Annotated in this window: 19 protein-coding genes; 3 read left to right on the forward strand and 16 right to left on the reverse strand. The window is 45.2% G+C overall.

The features are described 5' to 3' along the window. The first annotated feature begins 26 nt into the window (after window positions 1–26). Window positions 27–1868, forward strand: coding sequence for a dihydroxy-acid dehydratase (gene ilvD / locus ACED53_RS08230; RefSeq protein WP_009848114.1), 1842 nt, complete (start codon window positions 27–29; stop codon window positions 1866–1868). A 2-nt stretch (window positions 1869–1870) separates the two neighbouring features. Then, on the forward strand, window positions 1871–3415 hold the full coding sequence (ilvA, locus tag ACED53_RS08235) for a threonine ammonia-lyase, biosynthetic (protein WP_017099679.1): 1545 nt from the start codon (window positions 1871–1873) through the stop codon (window positions 3413–3415). A gap of 96 nt (window positions 3416–3511) precedes the next feature. On the opposite strand, the gene punR is transcribed toward ilvA, so the two are convergent. Beyond that, window positions 3512–4426, reverse strand: a complete 915-nt coding sequence (gene punR / locus ACED53_RS08240; RefSeq protein ID WP_012605101.1) for a DNA-binding transcriptional activator PunR — start codon at window positions 4424–4426, stop codon at window positions 3512–3514. 163 nt (window positions 4427–4589) lie between these two features. On the opposite strand from punR, the gene punC reads away from it, so the two are divergent. Beyond that, the gene (gene punC / locus ACED53_RS08245) at window positions 4590–5801 is read left to right on the forward strand and encodes a purine nucleoside transporter PunC (RefSeq protein ID WP_017099678.1); all 1212 of its coding nucleotides are present in this window, start codon (window positions 4590–4592) and stop codon (window positions 5799–5801) included. Window positions 5802–5924: 123 nt separating this feature from the next. Here the strand turns inward: punC and glmU are convergent, their stop codons facing one another. The 15 genes from glmU to mioC all read right to left on the reverse strand — a co-directional run bounded on the left by glmU (window position 5925) and on the right by mioC (window position 19728). Then, entirely contained in the window at window positions 5925–7286 is a 1362-nt protein-coding gene (glmU, locus tag ACED53_RS08250) for a bifunctional UDP-N-acetylglucosamine diphosphorylase/glucosamine-1-phosphate N-acetyltransferase GlmU (protein ID WP_029222948.1), read from the reverse strand. A gap of 183 nt (window positions 7287–7469) precedes the next feature. Then, entirely contained in the window at window positions 7470–7892 is a 423-nt protein-coding gene (locus tag ACED53_RS08255; RefSeq protein ID WP_004735742.1) for a F0F1 ATP synthase subunit epsilon, read from the reverse strand. Window positions 7893–7910: 18 nt separating this feature from the next. Further along, window positions 7911–9314: a F0F1 ATP synthase subunit beta gene (gene atpD / locus ACED53_RS08260; protein WP_009848119.1), complete on the reverse strand. Its 1404-nt coding sequence runs from the start codon at window positions 9312–9314 to the stop codon at window positions 7911–7913. A 34-nt stretch (window positions 9315–9348) separates the two neighbouring features. Then, window positions 9349–10215: a F0F1 ATP synthase subunit gamma gene (gene atpG / locus ACED53_RS08265; RefSeq protein WP_009848120.1), complete on the reverse strand. Its 867-nt coding sequence runs from the start codon at window positions 10213–10215 to the stop codon at window positions 9349–9351. A 48-nt stretch (window positions 10216–10263) separates the two neighbouring features. Beyond that, window positions 10264–11805 (reverse strand): F0F1 ATP synthase subunit alpha, encoded by a 1542-nt coding sequence (gene atpA / locus ACED53_RS08270; RefSeq protein WP_029225328.1) that lies wholly within the window; start codon window positions 11803–11805, stop codon window positions 10264–10266. A 13-nt stretch (window positions 11806–11818) separates the two neighbouring features. Next, entirely contained in the window at window positions 11819–12352 is a 534-nt protein-coding gene (gene atpH / locus ACED53_RS08275; RefSeq protein ID WP_009848122.1) for a F0F1 ATP synthase subunit delta, read from the reverse strand. A 15-nt stretch (window positions 12353–12367) separates the two neighbouring features. Further along, window positions 12368–12838 (reverse strand): F0F1 ATP synthase subunit B, encoded by a 471-nt coding sequence (atpF, locus tag ACED53_RS08280; protein WP_010433231.1) that lies wholly within the window; start codon window positions 12836–12838, stop codon window positions 12368–12370. 59 nt (window positions 12839–12897) lie between these two features. Next, window positions 12898–13155, reverse strand: coding sequence for a F0F1 ATP synthase subunit C (atpE, locus tag ACED53_RS08285; RefSeq protein ID WP_004411110.1), 258 nt, complete (start codon window positions 13153–13155; stop codon window positions 12898–12900). A 49-nt stretch (window positions 13156–13204) separates the two neighbouring features. After that, window positions 13205–14002 (reverse strand): F0F1 ATP synthase subunit A, encoded by a 798-nt coding sequence (gene atpB, locus ACED53_RS08290; RefSeq protein WP_009848124.1) that lies wholly within the window; start codon window positions 14000–14002, stop codon window positions 13205–13207. Window positions 14003–14010: 8 nt separating this feature from the next. Beyond that, window positions 14011–14400, reverse strand: a complete 390-nt coding sequence (locus ACED53_RS08295) for a F0F1 ATP synthase subunit I (protein WP_008221392.1) — start codon at window positions 14398–14400, stop codon at window positions 14011–14013. 192 nt (window positions 14401–14592) lie between these two features. Continuing rightward, window positions 14593–15474, reverse strand: coding sequence for a ParB/RepB/Spo0J family partition protein (locus ACED53_RS08300; protein WP_012605105.1), 882 nt, complete (start codon window positions 15472–15474; stop codon window positions 14593–14595). Between the two features lie 23 nt (window positions 15475–15497). After that, window positions 15498–16271: a ParA family protein gene (locus ACED53_RS08305; RefSeq protein ID WP_009848126.1), complete on the reverse strand. Its 774-nt coding sequence runs from the start codon at window positions 16269–16271 to the stop codon at window positions 15498–15500. 14 nt (window positions 16272–16285) lie between these two features. Continuing rightward, complete coding sequence (gene rsmG / locus ACED53_RS08310; RefSeq protein ID WP_009848127.1) at window positions 16286–16918, reverse strand: 16S rRNA (guanine(527)-N(7))-methyltransferase RsmG; 633 nt, start codon at window positions 16916–16918, stop codon at window positions 16286–16288. Continuing rightward, the gene (gene mnmG, locus ACED53_RS08315) at window positions 16918–18813 is read right to left on the reverse strand and encodes a tRNA uridine-5-carboxymethylaminomethyl(34) synthesis enzyme MnmG (RefSeq protein ID WP_012605106.1); all 1896 of its coding nucleotides are present in this window, start codon (window positions 18811–18813) and stop codon (window positions 16918–16920) included. The genes rsmG and mnmG overlap by 1 nt, the downstream gene beginning before the upstream one ends. 480 nt (window positions 18814–19293) lie before the next feature. Beyond that, window positions 19294–19728, reverse strand: a complete 435-nt coding sequence (mioC, locus tag ACED53_RS08320) for an FMN-binding protein MioC (protein WP_029225327.1) — start codon at window positions 19726–19728, stop codon at window positions 19294–19296. Window positions 19729–19764: the final 36 nt, after the last annotated feature.

The following is a 19764-nucleotide window of genomic DNA, read 5'->3' on the forward strand; positions in this document are numbered from 1 at the left end:
CCAAATATTTTATAAGGATTTAAGCAATGCCAATCTATCGTTCAGCAACGACTACCCACGGACGCAACATGGCTGGTGCGCGCGCTTTATGGCGTGCAACTGGTGTTAAAGATGATGACTTCGGTAAGCCAATCATCGCGGTTGTAAACTCTTTCACTCAATTCGTACCAGGCCACGTTCACCTTAAAGATATGGGTCAACTGGTTGCGGGTGAAATAGAGAAAGCCGGCGGTATCGCTAAAGAATTCAACACCATCGCAGTCGATGATGGTATCGCAATGGGTCACGGCGGTATGCTGTACTCATTGCCATCACGTGAGCTTATCGCAGACTCGGTAGAGTACATGGTCAATGCACACTGTGCAGATGCGATGGTGTGTATCTCTAACTGTGACAAAATCACTCCGGGAATGATGATGGCAGCTATGCGCCTAAACATCCCTGTGATCTTTGTATCAGGCGGCCCAATGGAAGCAGGTAAAACCAAGCTTTCAGATCAAATCATTAAGCTCGACCTTGTTGACGCGATGATTCAAGGCGCCGATCCAACCATTTCTGATGAGCAAAGTGAGCAAGTAGAGCGTTCAGCATGTCCAACCTGTGGTTCATGTTCAGGTATGTTCACAGCAAACTCAATGAACTGTCTAACAGAAGCACTTGGTCTATCTCAGCCTGGTAACGGTTCTATGCTGGCAACACACGCAGACCGTGAAGAGCTGTTCATCAATGCCGGTAAGCGTATCGTTGATCTAACCAAGCGTTACTACGAGCAAGACGACGAATCAGCACTGCCACGCAACATTGCAAACCGCGCTGCCTTTGATAATGCGATGGCACTTGATATCGCAATGGGTGGTTCTAGTAACACCGTTCTTCACCTTTTGGCAGCAGCTCAAGAAGGCGACATTGATTTCGATATGGATGATATCGACGCGATGTCTCGCCGTGTTCCACACCTATGTAAAGTGGCACCTTCAACTCCGAAATACCACATGGAAGACGTTCACCGCGCTGGTGGCGTAATGGCTATCCTTGGTGAACTTGACCGTGCAGGTCTACTAAACAACCAAACTCGCACGGTACTTGGTCTAAGCATGCAAGAGCAACTTGCACAGTACGACATCATGCAGACAGAAGACGAAGCCGTGCTTAAGTTCTTCCGTGCTGGTCCTGCGGGCATCCGTACAACTAAAGCTTTCTCACAAGATTGTCGTTGGGATCGTCTTGATGACGATCGCAAAGAAGGTTGTATCCGTACTAAAGAAAACGCATTCAGCCAAGAAGGTGGACTAGCGGTACTTTCAGGTAACATCGCGGTTGATGGTTGTATCGTTAAGACCGCGGGTGTTGATGAAGAAAACCTTAAATTCCAAGGCCCTGCAATCGTATTCGAAAGCCAAGATACAGCAGTAGACGGCATCTTAGCGGGTAAAGTAAAAGCCGGCGAAGTGGTTGTTATTCGTTACGAAGGTCCTAAAGGTGGTCCGGGCATGCAAGAGATGCTTTACCCAACGACTTACCTAAAATCGATGGGGCTAGGAAAGTCGTGTGCGCTTCTAACTGACGGACGTTTCTCTGGTGGTACATCAGGTCTATCTATCGGTCACGCTTCTCCAGAAGCAGCAAGTGGCGGTGTGATTGGTCTAGTGAACACTGGCGATATTATCACTATCGACATCCCTAGCCGCTCAATCACACTTGATGTGCCAGAAGCAGAGCTTGAAGCACGTCGAGTTAAACAGGATGCTCTAGGCTGGAAACCAGAAAACCGTCAGCGTGAAGTGTCTTTCGCACTGAAAGCTTATGCAAGCATGGCGACCAGTGCCGACAAAGGCGCTGTACGTGATAAGTCTAAACTTGAGGGCTAACTATGAGTGATGACACCTCCAGCCCCCAAAAACAAACTGGCGCAGATTATCTGCGTCAGATCCTGAGAGCGCCGGTTTACGAAGCGGCAATCGTGACACCTCTGCAGGATATGCCACGTTTAAGCGCGCGCATTGGTAATCAGGTTCAGCTTAAACGAGAAGACCGTCAGCCGGTGCACTCGTTCAAGCTACGTGGTGCCTACAACATGGTATCAAGCCTTTCTGAACAACAGAAAGCCGCAGGTGTGATTGCTGCATCGGCAGGTAACCATGCTCAAGGTATGGCGCTGTCCGGTTCTAAGCTTGGTATTCAGACCACGATTGTGATGCCAAAAACGACGCCGGATATCAAGGTTGATGCGGTACGCGGATTTGGTGGTAATGTGGTTCTGCACGGCAGTAATTTCGATGAAGCAAAAGCGGAAGCGGAACGCCTATCGGCTGAACATGGCTTCACCTTTGTACCTCCTTTCGATCACCCACTGGTGATTGCAGGGCAAGGTACTATGGGCATGGAGATGCTGCAGCAAAACGGTCACATGGATTATATCTTTGTGCCGGTTGGTGGTGGTGGCTTAGCCGCTGGTGTTGCAGTGCTTATCAAACAACTGATGCCAGAGATTAAAGTGATTGCGGTAGAGCCTGAAGACTCAGCTTGCTTGAAAGCAGCACTGGATGCGGGTGAACCAGTGGTACTGGATCAGGTCAGCATGTTTGCTGATGGTGTTGCGGTTAAACGCATTGGTGAAGAAACCTTCCGTCTTTGCCAACAGTACATTGATGGTCATATTACAGTCTCTAGCGATGAAATCTGCTCTGCGGTAAAGGACATATTTGAAGACACCCGTGCAATTGCTGAGCCTTCAGGAGCGCTTGCTCTGGCAGGCCTTAAGAAGTTTGCAGAACAAAACCAACTGCAAAATAAGCAACTAGCAACGGTACTTTCTGGTGCGAACACCAACTTCCACGGTCTGCGTTATGTCTCTGAGCGTTGTGAATTGGGTGAGAAGCGAGAAGGTCTACTTGCGGTGACTATTCCAGAACGACAAGGTGCGTTCCTAGAGTTCTGTAACATTATTGGTGGTCGAGCGGTGACTGAGTTTAACTACCGCCACAACGACGAAAGCCTCGCGAATATCTTCGTTGGTGTACGTCTACAAGGTGGACAAGAAGAACTCGAACACATCATCAATGACCTACGTGAGGGCGGCTACCCAGTTGTCGACTTGTCTGATGACGAGATGGCAAAGCTGCACATTCGTTACATGATTGGCGGTAAACCATCGAAGCCATTGAAAGAACGTCTTTACAGCTTTGAGTTCCCTGAATACCCAGGGGCATTGATTAAATTCCTTGATACCTTAGGGACTCACTGGAATATCAGCTTGTTCAACTATCGTAACCATGGTGCTGATTACGGTCGCGTGCTGTGTGGTTTTGAGCTTGGTGATGACGATTTGGCTCAGTTCTCTACGCACTTAGAAGAACTCGGCTACCAATGCAAAGATGAAACCGATAACCCTTCCTACAAGTTCTTCTTGTCATAAGAGTTAACGACCGAATCAAAAAGAGCGAGTATTTACTCGCTCTTTTTATGGGCGAGACTAAAACCTAACCCGAATGATCTTCAACGGATCACATCATTAGATCGCTTTGCGATGATCCAACCAATCTTGGTGAAGCTGTTCACTCGATCCTAAATACTTAACCATCCACTCGATCAACTTATGGTTGTCGTCTTTACGCCACACTAAGCAGCAATGACTCTGCGGGCTTGGCTCAGGTAATATTTTTTCTACCAGCAAACCTTGCTCAATAATAGGTGCGGCGATATGCCTTGGCATGTAACCCACCCCTACACCATTTTTAAGGCATTCTATTGCGCTGTACCAATTAGGCAATAGTAGACGTCTCTGACTTGCATAATGGCCAGTGTGACGCTTAGGCAGCACGCTGGAGGTATCATCCAAACATATTGCTGGGTATTGACTGACAAAGGCTTCATTAAGGTTTTGCTCTCGCACACACGGGTGACTGGGTGACATCACAAATGCCCAATCTAACCGCCCCATATCCTTAACTTCAAAGTCACCACCAACCGGAATCGCCGAGGTTGCACCAATCACGACATCCGCCCTGCCCTGTGCAATGGCTTCCCAAGAGCCGTTAAACACTTCCATGTTAATCTGCAGCTCAGCGAACTCAAAGGTTTGATAAAACTCTTCAATCATAGGCTTCATCTTGTCGAGCTTAACCACGTTATCAAGCGTTAGGCGCAAGGTTTTCTTCCAACCACGCGCTGCTCGGCGAGTCTGGGCACTGAGTTCTTCCATCTGTCTCAGCAGTTGACGAGCCTCTTCAATAAACAGCTCTCCTGCAGGTGTCAGCTCTACTTTTCTTGGTAAGCGTCTGAAAAGTAGAACATCAAGCTCTTGCTCTACCTGCCTAACCCCATAGCTGATCGCTGAGGGCACTTTGTGCAACTGTTCAGCAGCTGCGGTAAAACTACCCAAGCGCGCCACAGTGTCGAGCATTTCTAACGAGGATTTAGAGAACATAAGCCTTCAAATTTTTTGATTGATAACCACATATTTTAGCGTTTTATTTTATCAGGTCTGAAAAATAGAATGTCAGCATAAATAAACAGGGGCTTTCACTTCTGTATATCAAACAATTTTTTTGATGATAAAAACATCATTACCTTTAGTTTAATGGCATCTTATGAATATTTCTAAATTTCAATTAGTCTACCTTGCAGTTCTTTCAATGCTTGGCTTTATTGCGACTGATATGTACCTTCCTGCATTTAAGGCAATGGAAGTTGATTTCGCAACTGGCCCAGAGCAAATTGCTCTGTCTCTAACTGTATTCCTTGGTGGTATGGCACTAGGTCAGCTTCTTTGGGGTCTCGCAAGTGACAAGTATGGTCACCGCAACACGCTGGCAGTCGGTCTAGTAATATTCACCGCAGCTTCATTTGGCTTAGCATTCAGTACCGAAGTATGGCATCTACTGACACTGCGCTTCATTCAAGCGATCGGTGTATGTGCGCCTGCGGTAATTTGGCAAGCCATGGTTATCAAGCGTTACTCTCAGAGCAGTAGCCAGCAAATTTTTGCTACTATCATGCCTCTAGTAGCGCTATCTCCAGCATTAGCACCTCAACTGGGTGTGTTGCTAGCAGACAGCTTTGGCTGGCACAGTATCTTCATTACATTGACTTTGATGGGCGCACTACTAATTGCAACAACAATGGCTCAACCAAAAGAAGCGCCTGAAGTAAAACAGACATCGATTAAGACAGACATCAAGATGTTGATAAAATCAAAACCTTACATGGGTAATGTTTTAATGTTTGCTTCGGCATCTGCAGCGTTCTTCGCTTACCTAACGGGTATGCCAGAGATAATGGCTCAGCTAGGTTATGAAGCAAAAGACATCGGTTTGAGCTTTATCCCACAGACAATCGCGTTCATGGCGGGTGGTTATTTCGGTAAGCAAGCGGTGAAGAAATATGGCGATGGCGTTGTACTAAGAAATCTTATCGGTTTGTTCAGCGTTGCAGCGATGCTTATCTTCATTGCGTCACAGTGGGAGCTGACGTCAATCTGGCCTCTGCTTGCGCCTTTCTGTTTGATTGCTGTAGCAAACGGTGCACTTTACCCAATAGTAGTAAACCGTGCTCTATCAAGTGCTAAGCAAAGCCCAGCAACAGCTGCTGGCCTACAAAACAGCCTGCAAATCAGTATCAGTGGCCTATCAAGTGCATTGGTCGCGGCAATGGCTAGCCAAGCACTAAGCGCAACGGGTATCGCGGTTGTGATTTGTTTGGGTGCATTGTGGGTTGGCTATATTGTTTCGAACAAAGAGCTTTCTGAACACTTCGCGACACCAGACAACTCTCGAGTGGTCGCTGACGAGAAACAAGACTAGTTTCTAGGTTAAAGAAAACAAAAAAGAGCGAGATTAATCGCTCTTTTTTTATATCTAGATATCTAAGAAAAACCAATAGCAGTGCTATTAGCTCTATCGCAGTCATCTGATTTATAGTTGAGACTACTTTTTCTTAGTCGGACGCTGCCAGTTGGCAATCTTGCGCTCTTTCGCACGGCTGATAACTAGCTCATTTTCAGAAACATCGCGCGTTACTGTAGAGCCCGCACCGACAGTTGCGCCGTTGCCAATAGTAACAGGTGCGATTAATTGGCTGTCTGAGCCAACAAATACGTCATCGCCAATGATGGTCTTAAACTTGTTCGCGCCATCGTAGTTACAAGTGATAGCACCCGCACCCACATTTACACGTTGACCGATCTCAGCATCACCTAGGTAAGTAAGGTGATTCGCTTTAGAACCCTCACCAAGACGAGTGTTCTTCACTTCAACAAAGTTACCTACATGCGAATTGTTACGCATGTCAGCTCCTGGACGTAAGCGAGTGAAAGGACCAACCGTACAGTCTTCACCAATTGTCGCACCTTCGATTACGCTGTATGGGCGAACGATAGTGTTGTCATCAATCTCACAGTCTTTAAGTACACAACCAGTGCCGATAACCACGTTATCACCAATGCTTACGCTGCCTTCAATGATTACGTTGGTATCAATCTCAACATCCATACCACATTGAAGCTCACCACGTAGGTCAAAGCGGCTTGGGTCACGTAACATTACGCCTTGCTTCAATAGCTTGTCTGCTTGTTCAGCTTGGTAAGCGCGCTCTAGACGAGCCAGTTGTGAGCGGTCGTTCACGCCTTCAACTTCAATGGGGCTTACTGGATGTACAGCCTCAACCGCACGACCTTCATCGTGAGCCGCTGCAATAACGTCAGTCAGGTAGTATTCACCCTGTGCGTTATCGTTGCTTAGGCCAGACAACCAACGCTTCAGATCGCCACCAGTAGCCACCATAACACCAGTGTTAATCTCTTTGATAAGCTTCTGCTCATCGGTTGCATCTTTTTGCTCAACGATAGCGACAACCGGGCCATTGCGACGAATGATACGACCGTAGCCCATCGGGTTGTCTAACACGACCGTTAGTAATGCGATACCACCGTTTGGTTGAGCGTCTAATAGGTTTTCAATGGTTTCTGGCGAGATAAGCGGAACATCACCGTATAGCACTAGTACTTTTTCATCATCAGCGAAATGTGCAGATGCCTGATCCACAGCGTGGCCAGTACCCAACTGCTCAGCTTGCAGTGCCCAATTTACAGACTCTTCAGCTAGAGTAGCCTTCATCTGATCACCACCGTGGCCGTAAACCAGGTTGATATTTTGAGCGCCTAAACCATTACATGTATCGATAACATGCTTCACCATTGGCTTACCCGCAAGCGTGTGCAGAACCTTTGGTGTGTTTGAATACATGCGAGTGCCTTTGCCCGCCGCGAGAATCACTGCGCTAAACTTCATTGTAAACCTATCCAACAGTATTTTTATTAAGCCGATATTGTAACCGTTTTTGGCCGAAAAATTAAATCACAATAACCATTTAACCAGTAGTGATGCTTAAAAGATGCATTTTTCAGAACCTAAAAATGCAAAAAGGCGACCCTTAGGTCGCCTTTATCTCAGAGTCTATAATCTTAAAAAAGATTAACGACGCTGTTTTGTCAGTTCGATAACTCGTAACTGAGCAATGGCTTTAGCCAGTTCACCGGCCGCTTGTGCGAAGTCTATGTCGCCATGCTGATTTTGGATATTCTCCACAGCCTTGCGTTTAGCTTCTTCCGCCTTTGCTGCGTCTAGCTCTTCACCACGGATAGCTGTATCAGCCAGTACAGTCGCTGTACCAGGCTGAACTTCTACCATACCACCAGAAACATAAATAATTTCTTCGTGGCCGTGCTGCTTAACAATACGCACCATACCAGGCTTGATAGCGGTCAGCAGTGGAGTGTGACCATGGAAAATACCAAGCTCACCCTCACTACCGGTCACCTGAAACGTCTCAACAAGACCAGAGAAAATTTGTTTCTCGGCACTTACAACGTCTAGGTGAAAGGTTATTGCTGCCATATCGCCTCCTAGTTAGCCTTATAGCTTCTTAGCATTCTCGATAGCTTCGTCAATTGCACCACAGTACATGAACGCTTGCTCTGGAATGTCATCGTATTCACCAGATAGAAGACCTTGGAAGCCACGTAGAGTCTCTTTAAGAGGTACGTAAACGCCTGGGTCACCTGTAAATACTTCCGCTACGTGGTAAGGCTGAGTTAGGAACTTCTCAATCTTACGAGCACGAGATACAACTTGCTTATCTTCTTCAGATAGCTCGTCCATACCTAGGATAGCAATGATATCTTTCAGCTCTTTATAGCGCTGAAGAGTAGACTGAACGCCACGAGCGATGTCGTAGTGTTCTTGTCCAACTACCAATGGATCCAGTTGACGTGAAGTAGAATCTAGCGGGTCGATCGCTGGGTATAGACCCATAGATGCGATGTTACGGTTAAGTACAACCGTTGCATCCAAGTGAGCGAACGTTGTTGCTGGAGACGGGTCAGTCAAGTCATCCGCAGGTACGTATACCGCCTGTACAGACGTGATAGAACCAGCTTTAGTTGACGTGATACGCTCTTGTAGAACACCCATTTCTTCAGCTAGTGTAGGTTGGTAACCTACCGCAGAAGGCATACGACCTAGAAGTGCTGATACTTCAGTACCTGCTAGTGTGTAACGGTAGATGTTATCAACGAACAGTAGAACGTCACGACCTTCGTCACGGAAACGCTCTGCCATTGTTAGACCAGTCAGTGCAACACGTAGACGGTTACCTGGTGGCTCGTTCATCTGGCCGTAAACCATCGCTACTTTTGATTCTTCAGGTTTTTCGATGTTTACAACACCTGCTTCCTGCATCTCAAAGTAGAAATCGTTACCTTCACGAGTACGCTCACCTACACCTGCAAATACAGATAGGCCTGAGTGTTGAAGTGCGATGTTGTTGATAAGTTCCATCATGTTAACGGTCTTACCTACACCAGCACCACCGAATAGACCGATTTTACCACCCTTAGCGAATGGACAAATCAAGTCGATTACTTTAACACCAGTTTCTAGAAGAGCTGTCTCGTTAGACTGCTCTTCGTAGCTTGGAGCTTCACGGTGAATGGCGTAATGCTCTTCAGCACCAATCTCGCCACACTCATCAATCGCGTCACCTAGGACATTCATGATACGACCCAATGTCTTAGTACCTACTGGTACTGAGATTGGAGCGCCAGTATTTTCAACTGTCAAACCACGACGTAAACCATCAGAGCTACCCATTACGATTGCGCGAACTACGCCACCGCCAAGTTGTTGCTGAACTTCAAGAACTAGACGCTCTTTCACTTCATTAACATTCAGAGCATCGTATACACGAGGTACTTCGCCCTGTGGGAACTCTACGTCGACTACCGCACCGATGATCTGTACGATCTTACCTGTAGCCATCGTTAATCCTCTAACTATTTAGTTTTACCTAAGCTTAAACCGCAGCTGCGCCTGAAACGATCTCAGAAAGTTCTTGTGTAATCGCCGATTGACGGGCTTTGTTATACACAAGTTCTAAGTCATCAATAATGTCACCAGCATTATCTGTTGCTGATTTCATTGCAATCATTCGAGCCGCTTGCTCACAAGCAAGGTTCTCGACCACACCTTGGTACACTTGAGATTCGACATAGCGAACCAATAGTGCATCTAGTAGTGGCTTTGGCTCGGGCTCATAAATGTAGTCCCAAGAATGACTGCGTTTCATTTCTTCGCTGTCTGATTTAGGCAAAGGAAGTAATTGATCGATCGTTGGTTCTTGAACCATAGTGTTTTCAAACTTGTTGAACACTACGAACAGGCGATCTAGTTCGCCTTCATCATATTTCTTCAGCATAACGCTCACAGAGCCAATCAAGTCTTCAAGGCTTGGACGATCGCCCAGACCAGAAACTTGAGCTGCTACTTTCGCGCCGCTGTTGTTGAAAAATGCTGTTGCTTTAGAGCCTACAATTGCAAGCTCAACATCAGCACCTTTCTCAGACCAATCTTTCATGTCGTTCATGGCTTTCTTGAACAAGTTAATGTTCAAACCACCACAAAGACCACGGTCTGTAGAAACGATGATGTAACCAACACGTTTGGCTTCACGTTCCTCAAGATAAGGATGCTTATACTCGAGGCTACCATTAGCCAAATGACCGATCACTTTACGCATTGTTTCTGCATATGGACGAGTAGCTTCCATTGCGTCTTGAGAACGACGCATTTTTGAAGCTGCTACCATTTCCATTGCTTTCGTAATCTTCTGTGTGCTTTTAACACTACCGATTTTATTACGTATCTCTTTTGCGCCGGCCATCGTTACTCTCCGTTAATGGTATGAGGTGGCCCTAAGACCACCTACCAATTACCAGGTCTGGGTTGCCTTGAAATCGTCAACAAGCTTCTTCAGCTCAACTTCGATTTCTTTGTTGAAAGCACCCGTTGCGTCGATCTGTGTTACTAGATCAGCGTATTGACCACGAGCAAACGACAGTAAAGCAGCTTCAAAGTCTAGAACTTTAGAAAGTTCAACGTCTTGAAGGTATCCACGCTCTGCAGCGAAGATTACTAGAGCTTGGTCAAATACAGACATAGGAGCGTATTGCTTCTGCTTCATCAGTTCTGTAACTTTTTGACCGTGGTCTAGCTGCTTCTTAGTCGCTTCATCAAGATCCGAAGAGAACTGAGCAAATGCTGCAAGTTCACGGTATTGAGCTAGAGCAGTACGGATACCGCCAGATAGCTTCTTGATGATTTTAGTCTGCGCCGAACCACCTACACGAGAAACTGAGATACCTGGGTCAACAGCTGGACGTACGCCCGCGTTGAATAGCTCAGTTTGTAGGAAGATCTGACCATCAGTAATCGAGATTACGTTCGTTGGTACGAATGCAGATACGTCACCAGCTTGCGTTTCGATGATAGGAAGAGCTGTTAAAGAACCAGTCTTGCCTGTCACTTCGCCGTTAGTGAATTTTTCTACGTATGCTTCGCTTACACGAGCTGCACGCTCTAGTAGACGAGAGTGAAGGTAGAAAACATCACCTGGGAACGCTTCACGACCTGGTGGACGCTTAAGTAGTAGCGAGATTTGACGGTAAGCGACAGCTTGCTTAGATAGATCATCATAAACAATCAGTGCATCTTCACCGCGATCACGGAAGTATTCGCCCATCGCACAACCAGCATACGGTGCAAGGTATTGCAGCGCTGCAGATTCAGAAGCCGATGCAACAACAACAACAGTGTTTGCTAGTGCGCCGTGCTCTTCTAGTTTGCGAACTACGTTAGCAATAGTCGACGCTTTTTGGCCGATAGCTACATAGATAGAGAAAATACCAGAATCTTTTTGGTTAATAATCGCATCGATCGCCATTGCTGTTTTACCAGTCTGACGGTCACCGATTACTAGTTCACGTTGACCACGACCGATAGGGATCATTGAGTCAACAGACTTGTAACCAGTTTGAACAGGTTGATCTACCGATTTACGGTCGATTACACCTGGTGCGATAATTTCTACAGGCGAAGTCAATTTAGCTTCGATTGGACCTTTACCATCAATTGGCTCACCTAGTGTGTTTACAACACGACCAAGCATTTCAGGACCTACTGGTACTTCTAGAATACGACCAGTACCTGTAACTTTCATGCCTTCCTGTAGGTCAGCATACGGGCCCATTACAACAGCACCAACCGAATCACGGTTCAAGTTTAGTGCTAGCGCGTAACGGCCACCCGGTAGTTCGATCATTTCACCTTGCATCACGTCCGCTAGGCCGTGGATGCTAAGGATGCCATCGCTTACAGAAACGATAGTACCTTCATTGCGAGCTTCACTAACAACGTCGAAAGATTCAATACGTTGTTTAATTAGATCGCTAATTTCAGTGGAATTAAGTTGCATGCTCCAATCCCCATTAAGACTGCAATGCATCGCTCAGGCGGTCTAAACGACTGCGCGCTGAGTTATCGATGACTAGGTCTCCGGCTCGAATAATAACTCCACTAAGTAGAGTCTCATCTATACTGCAATTCAGCTGAACTTTGCGCGCTAAGCGCTGTTCCAATTTGCTGCTAATCTCTGCACGTTGCTCTTCAGAAAGTTCTACCGCTGAAGTTACTTCAACGTCGATCTCTTTCTCATACTCTTTTTTGAGTATAAAGAACTCTTTACAAACATCAGGAAAAGCCATTAAGCGGCCATTCTCTGCCATCACTTTAATTAAGTTCTGACCGAATTCATCAAATTGTTCGCCACAAATTACAATGAATACTTCAGCTAATTTTTCAGCAGTCATAGAACCGCTTAATAAATTGTGAACATCATCATTTTGTGCCACTTCGGCAGCAAAAGTAAGCATTTGACCCCATTGGTCTAGCTCACCTTTATCTACCGCAAAGTCAAACGCTGCTTTAGCATAGGGGCGTGCGATTGTAGTCAAATCAGACATATACAGCCCCTTGCTTTAAAGTTTTGCAGTAATGTTGTTAAGAAGATCATCGTGTACATCTTTATCGATTGTACGTTCAAGGATTTTCTCAGCACCAGCTATAGCCAGAGTTGCGACTTGTTTGCGCAGGTCATCACGGGCACGTGTACGCTCTGCTTCAATTTCTGCTTCAGCTTGCGCTAAGATCTTCTGGCGTTCTGCCTGAGCCTCTTCGCGTGCTTCATCAATAATTTGAGCTTTACGTTTGTTTGCCTGATCAATAACCTCAGTTGCAGTGCGCTTTGCTTCTTTCATTTGCTCAGAAGCGTTGGCTTGTGCCAGGTTCAAGTCTTTAGCAGCGCGTTCAGCGGCTACCAGACCGTCAGCAATTTTTTTCTGACGTTCTTCAATTGCTTGCATGATTGGTGGCCATACATATTTCATGCAGAACCAAACAAACAGTGAAAAAGCAATTGCTTGACCTAGCAGAGTTGCGTTCATATTCACAACAGCTACCCCTCGTTAAGAATCAACTACAAAAATTTAATTAACTATTTAGAAGTTAATTAGCCTGCTAGTTGACCAACAAATGGGTTAGCAAACGTGAATAGTAGTGCGATTACGATACCGATCATTGGAACAGCATCCAATAGACCAGCGATGATGAACATCTTAACTTGTAGCATTGGAGCCATTTCAGGTTGACGCGCAGCGCCTTCTAGGAATTTACCACCAAGAATAGCAAAACCAATTGCAGTACCTACGGCACAAAGACCAACAATGATAGCAACAGCGATTGCTGAAAAACTTAGTACAGTTTCCATTTACGTTCTCCGATTAACATTAATAGTTAGAATAAAGCTTAAAAATTTTTTAGTGATCACTATCTTCATGAGCCATTGATAAGTAAACGATTGTCAACATCATGAAAACAAACGCTTGAATCAAAATAACCAAGATATGGAAGATAGCCCAAGGTAGTGCACCTACCCATTGTAAGTACCACGGTAGCATTGCCGCGATAAGAATAAACACCACCTCACCCGCAAACATATTACCAAATAAACGCATACCTAGAGATAGTGGCTTCGCTAATAACGAAATTACCTCAAGTACCAAGTTAAATGGAATCATGATTGGGTGATTAAATGGATGCAGTGCCAATTCTTTAGCAAATCCGCCTAGACCTTTCACTTTGATGCTGTAGTAGATCATCAGAGCAAAAACACCTAAAGCCATTGCCATTGTTATATTAACATCAGCTGTAGGAACCACTTTCAAGTAAGGGATACCTAGCCAATGCTCTGCAGGATATGGTAAGAAATCGATAGGCACTAAGTCCATCAAGTTCATAATGATAATCCAGCAGAATATAGTCAGTGCTAGTGGGGCAATCAGAGGGTTGCGGCCATGGAAAGTTTCTTTAACGTTGTCACCAACGAATTCCACTACCATTTCAACAAAACACTGAAGCTTACCAGGTACACCTACTGTTGCTTTCTTAGCGACTGAGCGAAAAACCCAAAGGAATAACATCCCTGTCAACACCGAAAAAAACAGACTGTCTATATGTACGTTCCAGAAACTTGTCTCCTCTACAAGACCAAACTTAGCTAAAGAAAGGTTTTGTAAATGGTGTTCAATGTATCCGGATGCTGTTGGCGCAGCCATAACTCATCCTATTTTTTATTGTTAATGAAAAGCACTGGCGCAAAGATATTAATACCTAGAACCAGTAAATAGGTCAGTTTGAGGGGAATTAATTCCACCTGCATATACATGTAGACGATAGAGAATAGTAGAACTGTGATTAAGATTTTGAGCGCTTCACCTGCATAGAACGACGCCGCAACTAACTTAGTTGCGCGAGCTCCACAAAATAGAAAAGCACACACACAAAAAACTACATTCGCGATGACAAAAATACCGCCACCGATTAATGCAGCAAAACCCCAATCAGGATTAACAGCTAAACCTAACCCTATCGCCACTAATATAACCGCGCTAAGCTCGATCAATAACATTTGCTTTGCAAGCACTCGTCCTGGTCTTGCTAACGCCGCTACCATGTATTCGTTCCTCTTTTAAGCCTACTTTGATACTCGCTTAAAAGCGTGCTGATAAATTGGCGAAAATTATACGTTCAGCCAAATTGATTGCAATAAGAATGCAGCAATCATTTACATTTTTGTATACAAACCGACAACTTTTGTACGAAATCACTTGTTCATTACATAATTGACCTAAATCAATTATCTCACTTAGTACTCTAATTTAGCAATAAGTTGATCTAATTTGTGAGGCTCATCAAGAGTAATTGTCACTTTTGACTTCCCACTAACAGAACGAGTAACTGAAACGTTTGCTTGCAATTTTTCCGTGAGTCTTCGTGAAAGTTCGATAGCTTCAGTGTCTTCTTGCTTCGATTCTGATTCAACGTCTGGCTTTAAGCACTTTTTAACAAGCTGCTCAGTTTGACGCACGGTCATTTTTTTGGTTGCCGCAGTGTTTGCTGCCTCAACCTGGGTATCGCCTTCGAGCGCAAGCAATGCTCTAGCATGCCCCATTTCCAGGTGTTTGTTGGAAACTAAACCTTTTACTTCATTTTCGAGCTGATTTAGACGTAATAAGTTACTAACCGTTGCTCTCGATTTACCGATCACTTCAGCAACTTGTTGATGTGTCAGCTCAAATTCGTTCTGCAAGCGCTCTAACGCTTGTGCTTCTTCTATAGCATTCAAGTCTTCACGCTGAATGTTCTCGATCAACGCCATCGCAATCGCGGCCTTGTCTTCGACTCTCTTAATTAGACATGGCACTTGCTTAAGGCCAGCTTGACGAGCAGCTCTCCAACGACGTTCGCCAGCAATAATCTCAAACTGGTCGTGTGCTAAGGGGCGTACAACGATTGGCTGAATAATACCTTGAGATTGGATTGATGCTGCCAGCTCTTCTAGCGCTTCCGGCGCAATATCCTTACGCGGTTGATATACACCTGGCTTTAAGCAACCAACAGCCAATTCGATAAGCTCACCATCAGCCGACAACGCCTGACTATAAGAAGCAACTTGCTGCTTTTCACGAGCTAATGAGCTAGTTGCAAGCAATGCATCTAGCCCCTTTCCTAAACCACGCTTAGACATTGAGCGAATTCCTTTGGTTGGACCTATACTGGGACTTCTTCACGACGTAACATTTCGCCAGCAAGAGCAAGATATGCCTTAGCTCCTGCAGAATATTTGTCGTAGTACATTGCTGGCTTGCCATGACTCGGCGCTTCTGCCAGACGCACATTTCTAGGGATCACAGTTCGATAGACTTTGCTACCGAAGTGCTTTTTGAGTTGATCAGATACTTCGTTCGATAAGCGGTTGCGAGGGTCGTACATAGTACGCAGAAGACCTTCAATCTTCAGATTCTCATTGACCACCGCAGCGAGCTTGCTAATGGTATCCATCAACGCAGTCAAACCTTCCAGAGCAAAGTATTCACATTGCATAGGAACCAATACGGAATCGGCCGCAGCCATCGCATTAATTGTAAGAAGATTTAATGACGGTGGGCAATCGATAAAGATGAAATCATAGTTATTACGAATGGATGCCAACGCGTTCTTTAGGCGAACTTCACGAGCAAACACTTCCATCAATTTGATTTCTGCCGCTGTAACATCACCATTTGCGGCGATAAGGTCATAATTGCCAGATGTACTTCGGCAAACTACCTCATCAAATGGGGTGTCTTCAACTAGCAAATCGTAAGCAGTTGCTTCAACCTGATACTTGTCAACACCGCTCGCCATCGTGGCATTACCTTGAGGATCGAGGTCAACAACCAATATCTTGCGCTTTGTTGCCGCCATTGATGCTGCTAAGTTAATGCAAGTTGTTGTTTTTCCTACGCCACCCTTCTGGTTGGCAATTGCTACGATTTTACCCACTATGGCCTCGCTGATTATCCCTGACGCGATAAAGTAACTAGATGACGCTCTCCATCAAGCTCTGGCACTTGCAAAGCTTTAATGTCTGTCACTGAACACCATTCAGGTAACAGGTCGATTTCGTCTCTAGGATGTTGTCCCTTAAGAGCCAAAAATACACCGGATTGCTCTTTAGGTAAATGATGACACCACTCTACCATGTCTGTCATTGATGCAAATGCGCGACTGAGCACGGCATCAAACTTTTCTTCTGGTTGAAATTCTTCAACGCGACTTTGAATCGGCACCACGTTGTCGATACCCAGCTCATGAATCACTTGCTTGATAAAACGAATACGCTTACCCAAGCTGTCTAGCAAGTAAAACTCGCAGTCAGGATTCATGATTGAGAGCGGAATCCCAGGAAGACCAGGGCCTGTGCCAACGTCAATAAAGCGCTTGCCTTGTAAGTGAGTGCTAACAATGATGCTATCTAAGATATGTTTCACCATCATTTCTTGCGGATCACGAACTGACGTCAGATTGTATGCTTTGTTCCACTTGTTTAGTAACTCAACGTAGCCAACCAATTGGCTGCGTTGCTTTTCAGATACTTCAAGTTCAGTCTGGCCAATCAGGTGATCCAGTTTTTCGCGTAATGCGCTCATTATGCTTCCTCACCTTTTTTCAACAGGCCGTGTTTTTTCAAGTAAACCAACAGAATTGAAATTGCAGCAGGTGTGATACCTGAGATTCGCGATGCAATACCAATTGAGTCTGGTTTAGCGGTAGTTAGTTTAAGAACCACTTCGTTAGAAAGCCCTTTTACCTTACTGTAATCGATGTCAGCCGGCAGTTTGGTGTTTTCATGACGCAGTGATTTTTCAATTTCATCTTGTTGACGTTGGATATAGCCATCGTACTTCACTTGGATCTCAACTTGCTCAGACGCTTGTTGATCTTCCAGTGCAGGACCAAAACGATCCAACGACGTTAGCTGTGAATAAGTCATTTCAGGACGACGAAGAAGATCTTCACCACTCGCTTCACGAGACATTGGTGTTTTCAGGATCTGGTTCAATTGATCAATATCTTCAGATTTTGGATTAATCCATGTTTCTTTAAGACGTTGACGCTCTTTCTCCATGTTTTCCATCTTCTCGTTGAATCGCGTCCAACGAGCATCGTCGACCAAGCCAAGTTCACGTGACTTTTCAGTCAAACGGATATCAGCGTTGTCTTCACGAAGCAACAAGCGGTACTCCGCGCGAGATGTAAACATTCGGTACGGTTCTTTAGTACCCATCGTCGACAAGTCATCGATAAGTACACCCATGTAAGCTTGATCGCGGCGTGGGCTCCAGCCCTCTTTGCCTTGCGTAAACAAACTCGCATTCAAACCGGCCATTAAGCCTTGTGCTGCAGCTTCTTCGTAGCCGGTGGTGCCATTGATTTGCCCCGCAAAGAACAGACCCTTAATAAACTTGGTCTCGTAAGTCAGTTTAAGATCGCGAGGGTCAAAGAAGTCGTACTCAATCGCGTAGCCAGGACGGACGATGTGTGCGTTCTCAAAACCTTTCATTGAGTGAACGATTTTTACCTGAACATCAAACGGCAAACTGGTTGAAATACCATTCGGGTATAACTCGTGCGTCGTTAGGCCTTCAGGCTCAATGAAAATTTGGTGACTGTTTTTATCAGCAAAGCGCATCACTTTATCTTCAATCGACGGACAGTAACGAGGGCCAATACCTTCAATCACACCTGCGTACATCGGGCTGCGATCGAGATTGGCACGAATAACGTCATGCGTATTTTCGTTAGTGTGTGTGATGTAACATGGAATCTGACGCGGCTGCTGAGCTCGGTTACCCATGAATGAGAAAACCGGAGTCGGATTATCGCCGTGTTGAACCTCAAGCTCAGAAAAATCAACGCTGCGTGCATCGATGCGAGGAGGTGTACCCGTTTTCAGGCGATCAACACGAAATGGAAGATCACGAAGACGGTCAGCGAGCGCGATCGATGGTGGATCACCAGCACGTCCACCCGATGAACTTTCCATACCAATATGAATCTTACCGCCTAGGAATGTGCCTACCGTTAAGACCACAGCATTAGCGCGGAATTTGAGGCCCATTTGTGTAACCACACCCACCACTTGATCTTGTTCAACGATCAAGTCATCAACCGACTGTTGGAACAGAGTTAGGTTTGGTGTGTTTTCAAGAACATTACGGACAAAGGCTTTGTAAAGTGCGCGGTCAGCTTGTGCACGAGTTGCACGTACCGCAGGGCCTTTTGATGCGTTTAATGTTCTGAACTGAATACCTGCATGATCAATAGCTTGCGCCATTAATCCACCCATAGCATCGACCTCTTTTACCAAGTGGCCCTTACCGATCCCACCAATGGCTGGGTTACAAGACATCTGTCCCAACGTATCGATATTATGAGTTAGTAATAACGTACTTTGACCAGTACGTGCAGATGCGAGTGCGGCTTCCGTTCCTGCATGGCCACCACCAACAACGATGACGTCAAATTTTTCGTGATAAAGCATGAACCGACCTCAGGTACTCAAACGTTTCTAGATTGATAAAAAGGAGCGATATTCTACCTGTTTTCATAGCTTGAGAAAACGTTTTTGGAATTTTTCGAAAAAGCTGTTTTTAATTAATATAGATAAGATCTTTAGAGAGATCTTTTATTAGATCTATTATTAGGATCGAGGGTGTCTGTGGATAAGTAGAAAATGATCAACAAGATCATGGATCTTTTTTGGATCAAAGGGTGTGATCTAACTTTGATCACAATGAGGATTAGCTGGGATCAAAATGGCTACTTATACACAAGGAGTAATTACCTAGAAAGTTGTTATTTGGATAACTATAGGTTGATCACCGTATATGTATGATCTTATCCACAGAGAAAATTGAAAAAAAGGACATGTATTTCGATTTATTTTCAAAAAAGTTATTCACAATCACGATTTTCAGAGACAAAAAAAGCGGCATAAGCCGCTTTTTAGAAGATTGAGGTGTTAAAACTGGTCACTATGATCGTTAAACCATTCCTCTGCAGCATCTTCTGGGACCGGTGTTTCAAGAACATCGATGGTAAAACAGCCAGAAATAGCTTGAGCACCGAGCTCGTTTAGTTGGCTGTGGACTGATTTACCTGCCAAACAGAAGGTATCGTAGCTCGAATCTCCAAGCGCCACTACAGCAAAGCGAACCCGGCTTAAATCTGGAGATTGCTGGGTCAATGCGTCGATAAACGGCTTAATATTATCTGGAAATTCACCGGCACCATGAGTTGAAGTGACCAACAACCAAAAGCCTTGTTGGGGGATATCATCGTATTCAGGTTGATTATGAAGGGTTATTTCATGACCTTGCTCTTCAAGAAGATCATTAAGGTGATCGCCAACGTACTCTGCACCACCTAAGGTGCTACCTGTAATAATGTGGATCATTAAGCTGTCCTTACTAAAGAAGAAGGCCAGCATGAG

It is taken from the genome of Vibrio sp. 1F169, from assembly GCF_041439605.1.
In the GTDB taxonomy this organism is placed as follows: domain Bacteria; phylum Pseudomonadota; class Gammaproteobacteria; order Enterobacterales; family Vibrionaceae; genus Vibrio; species Vibrio tasmaniensis_A.